The 13,987-nt window shown below is 71.8% G+C and carries 12 protein-coding genes; 9 read left to right on the forward strand and 3 right to left on the reverse strand.

The window, feature by feature from the left end; all coding sequences use genetic code 11:
• Positions 1-118 precede the first annotated feature (118 nt).
• From PS467_RS31900 to PS467_RS31920, 5 genes are all read left to right on the forward strand, one after another.
• A complete protein-coding gene (locus tag PS467_RS31900) occupies positions 119-868 on the forward strand; it encodes a TetR/AcrR family transcriptional regulator (protein ID WP_311038105.1) in 750 nt (249 codons plus the stop codon).
• A 160-nt stretch (positions 869-1,028) separates the two neighbouring features.
• On the forward strand, positions 1,029-3,500 hold the full coding sequence (locus tag PS467_RS31905; RefSeq protein ID WP_432280766.1) for a SpoIIE family protein phosphatase: 2,472 nt from the start codon (positions 1,029-1,031) through the stop codon (positions 3,498-3,500).
• A complete protein-coding gene (locus PS467_RS31910) occupies positions 3,497-4,684 on the forward strand; it encodes a sugar ABC transporter substrate-binding protein (RefSeq protein ID WP_311038107.1) in 1,188 nt (395 codons plus the stop codon). Before PS467_RS31905 ends, PS467_RS31910 begins: the two co-directional genes overlap by 4 nt.
• 52 nt (positions 4,685-4,736) lie before the next feature.
• Positions 4,737-5,513: an ATP-binding cassette domain-containing protein gene (locus tag PS467_RS31915; protein ID WP_311038108.1), complete on the forward strand. Its 777-nt coding sequence runs from the start codon at positions 4,737-4,739 to the stop codon at positions 5,511-5,513.
• A complete protein-coding gene (locus PS467_RS31920; RefSeq protein WP_311038109.1) occupies positions 5,510-6,718 on the forward strand; it encodes a sugar ABC transporter permease in 1,209 nt (402 codons plus the stop codon). Before PS467_RS31915 ends, PS467_RS31920 begins: the two co-directional genes overlap by 4 nt.
• Before the next feature lie 4 nt (positions 6,719-6,722).
• Here PS467_RS31920 and PS467_RS31925 read toward each other — a convergent pair whose 3' ends face one another.
• Together PS467_RS31925 and PS467_RS31930 are read right to left on the reverse strand one after the other, a co-directional pair.
• Complete coding sequence (locus tag PS467_RS31925; RefSeq protein ID WP_311038110.1) at positions 6,723-6,959, reverse strand: DUF397 domain-containing protein; 237 nt, start codon at positions 6,957-6,959, stop codon at positions 6,723-6,725.
• Positions 6,956-7,777 (reverse strand): helix-turn-helix domain-containing protein, encoded by an 822-nt coding sequence (locus PS467_RS31930; protein ID WP_311038111.1) that lies wholly within the window; start codon positions 7,775-7,777, stop codon positions 6,956-6,958. Before PS467_RS31930 ends, PS467_RS31925 begins: the two co-directional genes overlap by 4 nt.
• Positions 7,778-7,898: 121 nt before the next feature.
• Between PS467_RS31930 and PS467_RS31935 the strand changes: the two genes are divergently transcribed.
• On the forward strand, positions 7,899-8,312 hold the full coding sequence (locus PS467_RS31935; protein WP_311038112.1) for an ATP-binding protein: 414 nt from the start codon (positions 7,899-7,901) through the stop codon (positions 8,310-8,312).
• 10 nt (positions 8,313-8,322) lie between these two features.
• Here PS467_RS31935 and PS467_RS31940 read toward each other — a convergent pair whose 3' ends face one another.
• Positions 8,323-9,291 carry an alpha/beta hydrolase gene (locus PS467_RS31940; RefSeq protein WP_311038113.1) on the reverse strand — a complete coding sequence of 323 codons (969 nt, stop codon included), beginning with the start codon at positions 9,289-9,291 and terminating at the stop codon, positions 8,323-8,325.
• 124 nt (positions 9,292-9,415) lie between these two features.
• Here PS467_RS31940 and PS467_RS31945 point away from each other — a divergent pair, with 124 nt between their 5' ends.
• The 3 genes from PS467_RS31945 (at position 9,416) to PS467_RS31955 (ending at position 13,970) form a co-directional block, all read left to right on the forward strand.
• Entirely contained in the window at positions 9,416-9,907 is a 492-nt protein-coding gene (locus tag PS467_RS31945; RefSeq protein ID WP_432280660.1) for a MarR family winged helix-turn-helix transcriptional regulator, read from the forward strand.
• 671 nt (positions 9,908-10,578) lie between these two features.
• Entirely contained in the window at positions 10,579-12,798 is a 2,220-nt protein-coding gene (locus tag PS467_RS31950; RefSeq protein ID WP_432280767.1) for a phage holin family protein, read from the forward strand.
• A 65-nt stretch (positions 12,799-12,863) separates the two neighbouring features.
• On the forward strand, positions 12,864-13,970 hold the full coding sequence (locus PS467_RS31955; RefSeq protein ID WP_311038115.1) for a PP2C family protein-serine/threonine phosphatase: 1,107 nt from the start codon (positions 12,864-12,866) through the stop codon (positions 13,968-13,970).
• The last annotated feature ends 17 nt before the right edge of the window (positions 13,971-13,987 follow it).

The following is a 13,987-nucleotide window of genomic DNA, read 5'->3' on the forward strand; positions in this document are numbered from 1 at the left end:
GTGCCTCCTTGGCTCGGCGGCGCCGGTGCGCTGCGGACGACAGGAGAGTAGGGCGACGAACGCGTTCGTGGCAAACGCGTTCGTTACGAACGCGTTCGTCAACGGGTACGATGACCCCATGACAGCGCACCCCACCGCCCCGCGGAGCCGCCGGGAACGTCCGGCGAAACCGGCCCTGACCCGGGAAGGCATCATCGCCACCACGGTCGACCTCATGCGTGCCGAGGGCCTGGAGCGGGTCACGATGCGCCGCCTGGCCCGGGAGCTGGACACCGGGCCCGCCTCGCTCTACGTCTACGTCCGCAACCTCGCCGAGCTGCACGCGGCCGTCCTGGAGGAACTCCTCGGCACGGTCGACCTGAGTCCGGCCGGTGCGGACGGCGACTGGCGCGACCGGCTGGTGCGGATTCTCACCTCGTACACCTCGCTGCTGTTCGAGTACCCCGGTCTCGCCCAGTCCGCCCTGGTGGCGCGCCCCTCCGGGAAGAACTATCTGAATCTGGGGGAGGCGCTGCTGACGCTGCTGGACGAGGGCGGTCTCGAGCCCGGCCGGGCCGCATGGCTGGTCGACCTGCTGATGCAGTTCGCCACCGCGACCGCGGCCGAGCACGCCCACCGCGCCCCCGGCGACACGCCCCAGAGCGAAGCGGACTGGCAGGCGCTCGCCGCGCGGGTGCGGGGCGCCTCCCCGCGCACGTATCCGCACATCGCCGCGCTCGGCCCCCGGCTGCTGTCCGGCTCCCCCCAGGACCGGCTGGTCTGGGGCTTCCACGTCCTCATCGCCGGGGCGCGGCACACCCCACTGCCCGAGACGCTCGCCCCGTCCCCGGTGGACGGCGGCGCGATCACCGCCGCTCGCCAGGACTGATATGCCCCGCTTCGACCCTCTGTGCCATGCTGTGAGGGGAGAAGCTTGGCGGTGCTATCTGCGGGATCTGCGGGATCTGCGGGCTTTCTCCTTCCGGGAGGCATGACTCGGGTACGCCCACGAAACCGGCGGTCCGCGCACGGAGGCGGTGCAGGCGGCTGTGACCGGGCATGTGCTGACGTTCACCGGGACCGCGTTGGTGGCTGTCTACGTGCTCGACGCGGAGGGGGCCGAACTGCGGCTGGCCGAGACGGTGAGCAGCGCCGGACGGCCGTACGCGCTGCCGGCCCGCTATCTGCTGTCCGGCCGGTCCCCCGTGGCCGACGCCTTCCGCACCGGGCGCCCCCTGTGGCTGTCCCCCGACGAACTCGCCGGCTACGGCCCCGGCACACCCGAAACCGACACCGCGCCCGGCACACCCGAAACCGGCGCCGCGCCCGGCACCGCGCCCGGCGTCTCGCTGGGCGCGCTGCCGCTCGGCGGGGACGGCAGGGGGCTCGGATGCCTGGTGGTCGTGGACGAGGCGCCCGACGGCATCGACGCCGACCGCCGGGGATTCCTCGAGCTCTACGCCCACCACGTGGCCGCCGGGCTCGAAGCGGCCGGCCCGCGCGCGCTCGCCCAGCCCGGATGCGAGCTGCCCGGCCTGACCCCGGACCGGCTGCGGGTCGGCTCGTTCGTCCTGGTCCTCGGCACCGGGCGGATGACCGCCGACCCCCAGGTGCTGGAGCTGTTCGGCTTCGCGCCGGAGGACTTCGACGGCCGGGTGGAGACCCTGCTGGCGGCCGCCGTACCGGACGACGTGCCCGTCCTGATGTCGGTCCTGGAGCCGGACATGCTGACCTCGGGCGCCGCCCACCTGGAGTTCCGCATCCGCCGGCCCAACGGCGAACTGCGCTGGCTGGGCCTGCGCTCCCGGGTCGAGACCGGGGCGGACGGCAGGCCCCGGCGCATGCTCGGCGTGGTCGCGGAGACCTCCTACCTGCGGCCCAGCGCCGACGAGGTGTCCCTGGTGCAGCGGCTGTCCGCCGCCCTGGCCGGGGCCACGACCATCCGCGACGTCGGCCGGGCCGTGGTCGGCGCGCTGTGCGAACCGCTGGGGGCGAGCCGGGTCGCGGTCGCCGAGCTCCAGGCCGACCAGCTGGTGGTCGGCCTCCTCGTGCCCGCCGAACCCGGCGCCTGGCCCGAGGTGTGGCGGTCCGCCTGGCGCTCCGAATGGCCCGAGCCGCCCAGCCACGCCCTGCCCTCGCTGACCGAGGCGCTGCGCGTGGGCCAGGTCAGCATCTGGCCCGAGGGCGCCGATCTCGAACCCGGCCTCGCCGGCATCGGCCCCGGCGGCCTCGCCCTCCTTCCGCTCCCGGCGGACGGCCGGACCGTCGGGGTGTGCCTGATCGGATGGGAGCGGCGGCACGCGTTCGGCCCGGAGGAGCGCTCGCTGCTGACCGCGACCGCCGGTCTGGTGGGGCAGGCCCTGGTGCGCGCCCACGCCCTGGACGCCGAGCACGAGCTGGCCACGATGCTCCAGCGCAGTCTGCTGCCCCGCAAGGTGCCGGAGCTGCCCGGCGGGGTGGCCGTCACCCGCTATCTGCCCGCGACGATGGGCCTGGAGGTGGGCGGCGACTGGTACGACGTGATCCCGCTGACCGAGAGCCATGTGGCGCTGGTCATCGGGGACGTGCAGGGCCACAGCGCCGCGGCCGCCACCATCATGGGCCAGATGCGCACCGCCATCCGCGCCTACGCCGTGGAGGGCCATCCACCCGATGTGGCCGTGGCGCACGCCAACCGCCTCCTCGTCGGCATGGAGACCGACCTCTTCGCCACCTGCTGCTACGCCGACCTCGACATGGAGGAGGGCGAGGCGTGGCTCGTCCGGGCCGGACACCTCCATCCGTTGCTGCGCCACCCGGACGGCAGCACCGAGGTCCTGGAGATCGAGGGCGGCCCGCCGCTGGGCGTGGTCGCGGACGCCGAGTTCCCGATGACCGCGGCCGGGCTGTCCGCCGGCACCCTGCTCGCCCTGTTCACGGACGGCCTGGTCGAGTCCGCCCGGCTCGACCTGGAGGACGGGATGCTCCGGGTCCGCCAGGCGCTCGCCCGCGCCGACCCGGCCGACCCCGGAGGGGTGGCGGACGAGCTGCTCGGCGGCGTCAGCCACCGCGAGGACGATGTCGCGTTGCTGTTGCTGCGCTACGACGGGATGCGGGTGCGGCCCACCCGGGCCGGCTGGACGGTGTGGCGGCTGCCCGACGCCGTCATGCACACCCGCCGCTTCACCGCGCGCACCCTGCGCAACTGGGGCGTGAAGGAGGAGCTGGACGTGGCCCTGCTGGTCACCTCCGAGCTGGTCACCAACGCCCTGGTGCACACCCAGGGCGAGGTGCGGCTCAGCCTGACGCTGACCGCGGACCGGCTGCGGATCGCCGTCAACGACCCGTCGCCGCGCACCCCCGTCAAACCGGCCACCGTGGACTGGGAGGCGACCGGCGGACGCGGGCTGCTGCTCGTCGAGGCCGTGTCGCAGTCCTGGGGCTCGGTGCCGCTGAGCGGGGGCAAGCAGGTCTGGAGCGAGGTCGCCCTGTCGTTCCGGCGGGAGGAGCCACCGGCGGCCGGAAGGGGGACGACCAGATGAGGTGTTTCCGTACCTACCCCCGTACGCGCCCGCACCCGCACCCGCGTACGCACCCCGGCCCGCACCCCCGTACGACCCGTGCGCGCCTCCGTGCGGCCGTCGCCGTCGCGGCGGGCCTGGTCCTGGCCGTGTCCCTCGCCGCGTGCGGCAAGGCGGCCCAGGTCGGCGAGACGTCCGGCCCGACCGGGCACCACCGCGGGGCCCTGCGGATCGGCCTGCTGCTCCCGGACAACGAGATCGCCCGGTTCCAGCGCTTCGACAAGCCACTGATCCAGCAGCGGGTCAAGGAGCTGTGCCCGCGCTGCACGATGACCTACGCCTACGCCCAGCACGACCCGGCCGCCCAGCGCTACCAGGTCGAAGCCATGATGGCGAACGGGGCCGACGTCCTGATCCTGGACGCGGTGGACACCAAGGCCATCCGCCACTCCGTGATCCAGGCCCACCAGGCCCATGTCCCGGTCGTCGCCTACGACCGGCTCGCGGAGGGACCCGTGTCCGGCTACGTCTCCTTCGACAACTATCGCGTCGGCCAACTCCAGGGCCAGGCGCTGCTGAGGGCCCTGGGCCCGGACGCCCGCGACCGCCAGATCGTCATGATGAACGGCTCCACCACCGACCCCAACGCGGCCTGGTACGAACGGGGCGCGCTGTCCGTCCTCAGGGGCGAGGTCAGGATCGGCAAGTCCTACCAGACCGTCGGCTGGCGGCCGGAGAACGCCAACCACAACATGACCGCCGCCATCGCCATCCTGGGTCCGCACGCCATCGACGGCGTCCTGGCCGCCAACGACGGCGTGGCCTCGGGCGTCATCGCCGCCCTCAAGACGGCCCGTATCCATCCGCTGCCACCCGTCACCGGCCAGGACGCCGAGCTCAACGGCGTCCAGCGGATTGTCGCGGGCGAGCAGTACATGACCGTCTACAAGCCGTTCAAACCCCAGGCGTACGCCGCCGCGGAGATGGCCGTCGCGCTCGGACACGGCAGGTCGCTCACCGGGATCGCCGACCGGAGGGTCGACAACGCCACCGCCCGCGACATCCCGACCGTGCTGCTCACGCCGCTGGCGGTGACCGTGCACAACATCAAGCAGACCCTCATCAAGGACGGCATGTATCGCGTCGATCAGATCTGTACCGCTAAGTACGCGGACGCGTGCCGCGAGGCCGGGCTCATCGGCTGACACGGCTCACCGAGCGAGCACGGCTCACCGAACGACGGGAAGGGAGGAGCGGATGGCTCATCAACCGCCGGCCCCGCCCCTGCTGGCGCTGCGGGGCGTCTCCAAGCGCTTCGGCGCGGTCCAGGCGCTCGCGGACGTCGAGCTGGAGATCCACGCCGGTGAGGTCATCGCGCTGGTGGGCGACAACGGCGCCGGGAAGTCCACCCTGGTCAAAGTGATCGCGGGCGTCGAACCGGCCGACGCGGGCACCCTCGAATGGCAGGGCCGCCCCGTCCACCTCGGCCGCCCGCACGACGCCCAGCACCTGGGAATCGCCACCGTCTACCAGGACCTCGCGCTCTGCGACAACCTCGACGTCGTCGGCAACGTCTTCCTCGGCCGCGAGATCCGCCGGGTCGGCGTCCTGAACGAGGTCGAGATGGAGCGCCGTACCCGGGACCTGCTGGCCACCCTCGCCATCCGCGTCCCCGATGTGCGCAGGCCCGTCGCCTCCCTCTCCGGAGGCCAGCGGCAGACCGTCGCCATCTCCCGGGCGCTGCTCGGCGAACCGCGCCTGGTCCTGCTGGACGAGCCCACCGCCTCCCTCGGCATCGAACAGACCGCGCACGTTCTCGACCTGGTGGAACGGCTCCGTGACCGGGGACTCGGGGTGCTGCTGATCAGCCACAACATGGGCGATGTCAAGGCCGTTGCGGACTGGGTCGCGGTGCTGCGGCTCGGCCGCAACAACGGGTTCTTCGACGTCACCACCACCTCCCAGGAGCAGATCGTCTCCTCCATCACCGGCGCGTCCGACAACGCGGTGACGCGGCGGAAGGAGGAGCTGTGAACGGATTCGGCGACCCGGGCGGCCCCGCCGAACGCTTCCCCCACGCGTTCGTGCGCCGACTGCGCGCCGGTGAACTCGGCTCCGTCCCCGTCGTGGCCGGACTCCTCCTGATCTGGATCGTCTTCCAGCTCCTCAACTCCCACTTCCTCTCCCCGCGCAACCTCTCCAACCTCAGCGTGGACATCGTCGGCACCGGCATGATCGCGGTCGGCGTGATCTTCGTCCTGCTGATCGGCGAGATCGATCTGTCGGTGGGCTCGGTGAGCGGCCTGGCCTCCGCCCTGTTCGCCGTGTTGAACGTCAACCACGGCATGCCCGAACCACCCGCCGTCATCCTGGCCGCACTCTGCGGTACGGCGGTCGGCCTCGTCCACGGCTTCTTCACCGCCGCCGTCGGCGTCCCCGCGTTCGTGGTCACCCTCGCCGGACTGCTGGGCTGGTACGGACTGATGCTCGCCCTCATGGGCAGCTACGGCTCCATCAACCTCGACGATCAGGGCCTGGTCGTCCAGTTGACCAACTACTACTTCGGCGATGTCGCCGCCGCGTACGGGCTCGCGGCGCTCGGCACCGCCGGATACTTCCTCGCCGCCCGACGAGACGCCAAGCGCCGCCACGCCGCCGGGGTGCCCGCCCGCTCCCGTGGCGAGATCGCCGTACGCACGGGGGCGCTCGCGGTGGTGGCCTTCGCCGCCGCGTATGTGCTCAACCAGTTCCAGGGCCTGCCGCTGGCCCTGCTGATCTTCCTGGCCGTCCTCGTCGTCCTGGACTACGTCCTGCGCCGCACGGCCTACGGGCGGATGATCTTCGCACTGGGCGGCGGGGTCGAGGCGGCCCGCCGCGCAGGCATCAACGTGACCTGGGTGCGGATCTCCGCGTTCATGATGTCGGGCCTGATGGCCGCCATCGGCGGACTCTTCCTGGCCTCCCGGATCAGCTCGGTCAGCCAGACGGCGATCTCCACGAACCTGTTGATGAACGCCATCGCGGCCGCCGTCATCGGCGGCACGAGCCTCTTCGGCGGCCGCGGCAGCATCTGGTCCGCGCTGCTGGGCGTCCTGGTCATCCAGTCGATCGCCTCCGGCGTGACCCTCCTGGACATCCAGGCCGCCGTGCAATACATGATCACCGGTGGGGTGTTGTTGCTCGCCGTCGTGATCGATTCCCTGTCCCGCCGTGCGCAGAAGACGCACGGCCGGGCTTAGGGGGTCAGCGGGTGGCGAAGGCCACGAAGTCCGTCCAGGCGGTGGCGGCTATGCGGAGGTGGGGACCGCCGGGGTTCTTGGAGTCCCGTATGTGGACGGTGGTGGGGGTGGTGGCGACTTCGACGCACTGGCCGCCGCTGGAGTCGCTGTAGCTGGACTTGTGCCAGTCGTAGGCGACCTCTATGCACTCGCCGCCTGTGTTATCGCTGTAGCTGCTCTTGAACCACACGAGTCTGCTCATAGCTCACCCATCAACTTCTCGATGAAGCTTGCGGATTCCTCCGGCCTGAGGGCCTGGGACCTGATCATGGCATAGCGGCGGGCCAGAACGCCCACCTCGTCCGGCTTGGACAACAGGATGCTCTGGCCGTGGCCTTCGAGGTAGGCCACGGAGGTCTCCTCGGGCGTCTCGAGCAGTGTCATCGGTCCAGGAAGCCCGGCGTGCCCAGCTTGGCTCATGGGCATGGCCTGAATGACGACATTCGGACGGGCTGCGCACTCGATGAGATGCGCGTACTGGGCACGCATGACCTCTGGCCCGCCGATTTCGCGCCGTAGCGCTGCCTCTTCGATGATGACGTTGACCACGGCTGCCGGTTTGCGGTCGAAGAGTGCCTTGCGGTCCATACGGGCCGCGACCAGCTTCGTGACCTCTTCCCTGTCAAGCGGGGGGAATGCGTAGTCGAACAGCGCGGTGGTGTACTCCTCCGTCTGTAGCAGGCCATGAATCAGTTGCGTGCAGTACGACGACAGACTCAGCGCTTCCTGCTCCAGCTGGGCGAGGCCCTGGAAGTGGGCCGGGTACCGCTCAAGCCGCAGATACTTGATCGCAGAACGCAGCAACCCGCCCGCGTCCAGAGCCTTCTCGGCCGCGTCGATGAACTCGTCCGTGGGTGGCTTCGCGCACGTCTCGACGGCGCTTACCGCCGACCCGGTGTAGTTCATCAGCGCGCCCAGCTCGTCCTGGGTGAGCCCCGCCCGCTCTCGTAGAAGCCGCAGCACAGCAGCGAAGTACTGGACGGTCGGCGGCGCGGAGTCCTTCTTCTTCGACGGGGCCATACAGGCCACCCCCCTCAACTTCGGTCAACGTCAATCAACCGGCGTTCGACAGGAGTTGCCGGTCGCCGCAGTCGACGCTCTGTTACTGGTGAAGGTAGCCGCCTGCACTGACAGTGGGAGCATGAACGCGGAAAGTCACGACGTAAATCCGCTCCATGGCTGGAAGCAGAGGTTTACGCCCGTCCCCCCATCCGTCCCTCACGCCCGCCGTGCCGCCGGTGCCGCTCTGCGGGCCTGGGGCCTGGACAAAGGCTCAGCCGGCCTCGTACTTCTGGTCCTCTCCGAGCTGGCGACGAACGCCGTCTGCCACGGGCGCGTACCGGGGCGGTACTACGAGGTGCGTATCGCATACGACGCAGAAAAAATGGTCGGGGTGGAGGTGTCCGACCCGAGGGAGGGCCGCCCCCGCCTCGCGGCCCCGGCACCGGAGGACGAATCCGGACGCGGTCTGGCGATCGTGGATGCCCTGGCCGAGGCGTGGGGCATCCGGGAGCGCATCGTCGGCAAGACGGTCTGGGCCCGCATCCGCTTGTAGGTGCGGCTTGTCAGCTGGTGCCCAGGGCATCGCGGAGGACGGTGATGGCCTGGGTGATCGCGGCCTGGGCCGCGTGCGTGCCGCGCAGGGCGTTGAGCATGACGAAGTCGTGGATGACGCCCTGGTAGCGGGTCGCGGTGACGGGGACACCGGCCTGGCGGAGCTTGTTGGCGTAGGACTCGCCCTCGTCGCGCAGAACGTCGGCCTCGGCGGTGATGACGAGCGCCGGGGGCAGGCCGGCGAGCTGGTCGACGGTGGCGCGCAGCGGTGAGGCGGTGATCTGGGCGCGCTCGGCCGGGTCGGTGGTGTACTGGTCCCAGAACCACTGCATGGCGTCGCGGCGCAGGAAGTAGCCCTCGGCGAACTGGTGGTAGGAGCCGGTGTCGAAGGCGGCGTCGGTGACCGGGTAGAACAGGACCTGCTGGGCGAAGTACAGATCGCCGCGTTCCTTGGCCATGAGGGTGAGGGCGGCGGTCATGTTGCCGCCCACGCTGTCACCGGCCACCGCGATGCGGGTGGCGTCCAGCCCCTTGGCGGCGCCGTCGGTGACGACCCAGCGGGCGACGGCGTAGTTCTGCTCGATGGCGACGGGGTAGCGGGCCTCGGGGGAGAGGTCGTACTCGGGGAAGACCACGGCGGCCTTCGCGCCGACCGCGAGTTCGCGGACCAGGCGGTCGTGGGTGTGGGCGTTGCCGAACACCCAGCCCGCGCCGTGGATGTAGACGATGACGGGCAGGGTGTCGGTGGCGCCGGCGGGCTTGACGATGCGGGCCTTCACGGAGCCGGTGGGTCCGCCGGACACGGTGATCCACTCCTCGTCGACCGCGGGCTTGGCGATCTCGCCGGACTGCACCTCGTCGACGGTCTTACGGCCCTCGACGGGGCCCAGGTCGAACAGGAACGGCGGCTGAGCGGTGGCGTTGGCGAACTCGGCCGCGGCCTGTTCCAGTACCGGCGCGGTCGGGGTGTATGCGGACACGGCGAACTCCTTGGCTGAAGGGAGCCTGGGGGCCCCGTCTGCCAGAAGACTATGACGCGATTAGATTGTGCACAAGTAAAAAGTGGGCGTTGAATAATTCGGTCGTAACGGTAGGCTCGGCTGAATGAGCACACGAGCGGAGGACAGGCACATGGCGCGGAACGACGGGCACGAGCAGGCCCGGGAGTTCTCCCTGCTCCTGGACGACCAGCTGTGCTTCGCCCTCTACGCGGCCTCGCGCGCGGTGACGCACCGCTACCGGCCGCTGCTGGAGGAGCTGGGGCTGACCTACCCGCAGTACCTGGTCATGCTGGTCCTGTGGGAACACGGCACGGTGTCGATCAAGGACGTCGGCGCCGCCCTCCACCTGGACTACGGCACGCTCACCCCGCTGGTGAAGCGCCTGGAGGCGGCGGGCCTGGTCCGCCGCGAGCGGCGCCCCGACGACGAGCGGACCGTCCGCGTCAGCCTCACCGGCCAGGGCGCGGAACTGCGGGAGCGGGCCGAGGCGGTGCCGAGCGCCATCGGCGCGGCCATGGCCCTGTCGACACAGGACTTCGACGAGGTCAAGCGTATTCTCCGGCAACTCACGACCAACGTTTCCACCGGGCCCTGACCGCCGGTCAGGCGCGGCGCCGTCTCGCGCCTTCGGCGCACTTGAGCAGCGGGGCAGGGGGGCGGGGGCCCGGCGCCGCCGCCGACTGACGGACCGGTGGGGGCGGAGGCCGGTGGCGGCTCGGCGTCGCGGGCGGTGCGGCCCGACCCGGAGTGCGAGCAGGGTCCGGGTACCCCTCCCCAAAACGCTTGATCTGACGCAACTAATTTGTCAATCAGTTTCCAGAGGGGTACCCACCCCCCGCCAACCCGGAACGAATCCGGCACTCCGGCAACGGCCCTGGCCCCCGAGCACGGAAGCCGCCACCGGCGCCCACACCCACGGACCCGGCGGACGGCGGCGGCGCCGCGCCCCCCACCCCCCGCCGCCGCTGCTCAATTGCGCCGAAGGCGCGAAACGGCGCCGCACCCAACCAACGACCCCAGCGCCCCGTAGCAGCCGTAGGACGTGAGCCGTACTCGTGGCCGCTTCCCGTAAGCGGAATCGATCCGTCCTGGTAACCCACCGTCCGCCGCGTCGCGGAAACGCTGTGCCACGCTTGAAGCCGGCTCGCGCGCCTGGCGCGGGCCGGTGATGCGAAGTGAGGGCGCGGCGTGCAGAAGCCCCGATGGAAGACCGTGGGGGGAGCCCTGCTGCGGGTGACGGCGGTGTGGGCGGTGTCCACGCTCACGATGCTGGCGCTCGCCGGGATTCTCCCCGACTTCAGCCTGAAGTCGGGCGACGGTGACAGCGCGACACGGATCGCGGTCACGGCGGCCAGCGGGGCCGGCGCCTTCGGGGTGCTCAGCGCGCTGGTGTGGCCGCTGCTCGTACGGGCGCTGCTGCTGATGCCCGCGCTGGTGCTGGGGCTGCTGGTGTTCGCGCTCAACGGCTCGATGCTGCTGATCGCCCTCAGCCTGATCCCGGACGGGCCGGGCACCGCCGAGCCGGAGACCGCCGTCGTGGTCGCGGCCGTGATGTCGGCCGCGTCGTCGGCCACCAGCACGTTCCTGACCGTGCGGGACGACGGGGCGTACCGGCGGCGGCTGGCGCGGCTGGCCGGGCGGCGCAGACGGCGGCTCGGTCAGGACGAAGGGGACGAACAGTCCCCGGGAACGGTGTTCCTCCAGCTCGACGGGGTGGGGCACGCCGTACTGCGGGAGGCGCTGCGGGAGCGCGAGAACCGGCCCCCGGTGATGCCCACCGTCGCGGGCTGGGTCCGCACCACCCACCGGGTGATGCCCTGGCGCACCGACTGGTCCAGCCAGACCGGCGCCAGTCAGCTCGGCATCCTGCACGGCTCCAACGAGGACGTGCCCGCCTTCCGCTGGTACGAGAAGAAGAGCGGGGAGGTGATGGTGAGCAACCGGCCGACCAGCGCGGCCGTGCTTCAACGCCGCGCGGCCGCCCGCGCGAGACACGACGGACTGCTCACGGTGGACGGGGCCAGCCGGGGCAACCTGTTCACCGGCGGCGCCGATCAGCTGGCCCTGGTGCTGTCGGTCGCGGCGCGGCGCGGCAAGCACAACCGCTCCCGGTCCGGATACTTCGCGTACTTCTCCGACCCGGCCAACGCGACCCGCACCGCCGTGTCGTTCCTCGCCGAGGTGGTCCGGGAGATCGGCCAGTCCACACGCGCCAAGCTGCGCCGCGAGACACCCCGGGTCAAACGGGGCGGGCTGTATCCGCTCATCCGCGCGTTCGCCACCGTCGTGGAGCGGGATGTGGTGGTGACGGCGGTGATGGGGGACATCCTCTCCGGCCGTACCGCGATCTACGCCGATCTGGTGGCCTACGACGAGGTGGCCCACCACTCGGGGCCGCGCGGCCGGGACGTCCAGCAGGTGCTCGCCCGGCTCGACCGCTCCATCGCGCTGATCGCCAACGTCGCCGAGTACGCCCCGCGCGACTACCGGATCGTGCTGCTGTCCGACCACGGACAGAGCCCCGGCGAAACCTTCTCGGGGGCGTACGGGCTGACCCTGGAGGACCTGGTGCGGGCCGGCTGCGGTCTGCCCGTGTCACGGCGGGCCGGGCGGACCTCGAGCGGTGCGGAGGCGCGCGAGGCGGGGCGGGCGGCGCTGCGCCGGCCGGAGAAGCCCGAGGTGGAGCCGGACGGGCGGGCCGGTGCCGCCAAGGCCGACGAAGACGTCGCCGCCCGCCATGCCACCGTGTCCGATCCGATCGTGCTCGCCTCCGGGAACCTGGGCCTGATCTCCTTCCCCGATGTGCCGGGACGGATGAGCCGCGAGCAGATCGACGCCCGCCACCCCACCCTGTTGCGCACCCTCGCCGACCATCCCGGGGTGGGCTTCCTGCTCGTACGGTCCGAGGCGCATGGCGCGGTGGTGCTGGGCGCGGACGGCGCCGAGCACCGTCTGGACACCGGGGAGGTGCTGGGGGGCGTGAGCCCGCTCGCCGCCTTCGGGCCCGGCGCCGAGGACGCCGTGCGGCGCACCGCGCACTTCCGGAACACGCCCGACATCATGGTCAACTCCGCCTACGACCCGGTGCGCGGCACGGTGCACGCCTTCGAGGAGCAGATCGGCTCGCACGGCGGACTCGGCGGCGAGCAGGGGCACCCGTTTCTGCTGTGGCCGGCCGAGCTGACCGCGCCGGTGGCGGCGGGGGAGGAGCTGATCGGGGCGGAGCAGGTGCACCGGGTGCTGCGGCGCTGGCTGGCGGAGGCGGACGGGCCCCAGGTGCCGGAGGAGGAAGCGGAAGCGGAGACCGCGGGGGAGGCGCGGGCCGGGGCCGACGCGCGGGCCGGGGCCGACGCGCGGCCGCCGGCCGGCGCGGAACTGCCGGAGGCGGCCGGCGCGGCGCACACCGTGCCGGAGTCCCGGCGCGACGGCGCCCCCGCCGCACCCTTCACCGTGGTCAGCCGGGGCGTACCGGACCAAGCCCGGTGATGCGGGCGCGCCGCGCCGCCGGGTCGCGGTCCGCGCCGCGCCCGGATCGGGTGTAAGCAAGAGATATGCGTTTGCCGCCCGACCTCACCCGGTTCGGTGGGGAAACGCGGTCGAGCCGGGCACTGTTCGCCCTCCCGCTCGCACTCATCGTGGCCGTCACGCTGATCGACATCCTCACTCCGGCCAGCGTCCACCTCGGCCCCTTCCTGATCGCCGCGCCCGCGATCACCGCGTCCTTCGCGGGTGCGGGCGGAACCGCCGCGATCGGCGCCCTGGCCTTCGTGGCCCAGGTCGTCATCGCCGTGTTCCACGGCGGTGTCACGACCACCAACCACGAGGCGCAGCTCGCCGCCATCGTCGTGCTCTCCGGCCTGGTGACGGCCTTCCGCTACGTCACCGACCGGCATCGGCGCCGGCTGCTCAGGGTGCGCTCGGTGTCCGTGGCCGCGCAGGAGGTGCTGTTGCGGCCGCTGCCCGAACGGATCGGGGAACTGAGCATCGCCTCGCTGTATCTCGCGGCCGACGAGGAGGCGCAGATCGGCGGTGATCTGTACGCGGCCGTCCGCACCCAGGGGGCGACCCGGCTGGTCATCGGGGACGTACAGGGCAAGGGGCTGGCCGCGATCGGCGACGCCGCCGTGCTGATCGGGGCCTTCCGCGGGGTCGCGTACCGCCATCTCTCGCTGCCGGCAATCGCCACCCACCTGGGCAGCTGCATGTGCTGGAACTGGCAGCACGTCCCCGGTGGCGGCCGGAACTGCCTGGAGTCCTTCGTGACCGCCGTGGTGGTGGACGTCTACGACGACGGCCCGATGGCCGGAATGGTGAACTGCGGGCACCCGCCGCCGCTGCTGCTGCACCGGGGCGAGGTCGCGACACTGGACGTGGACCAACCCGCGATACCGCTGGGCCTGGAGGTGCCGCGGGAGGGGGACTACCGGGTGGAGACGTTCCGCTTCGAGTACGGAGATCTCCTGGTGCTGCACACCGACGGGGTCATCGAGGCCCGGGACGCCGACGGCGCCTTCTACCCGCTCCCCGAACGGCTCGCGGCCTGGAAGGGCGGCGGCCCGCAGTCGCTGGTGGACCATCTCCACGCCGATCTGCTCCGGCACACCGGCGGGGTCGTCGACGACGACGCCGCCATCGTGGTGATCGCCCGCCGCGCCTGAGCCGGTCTCCTCCCTCC

The organism is Streptomyces luomodiensis (assembly GCF_031679605.1).
Taxonomy (GTDB): Bacteria; Actinomycetota; Actinomycetes; order Streptomycetales; family Streptomycetaceae; genus Streptomyces; species Streptomyces luomodiensis.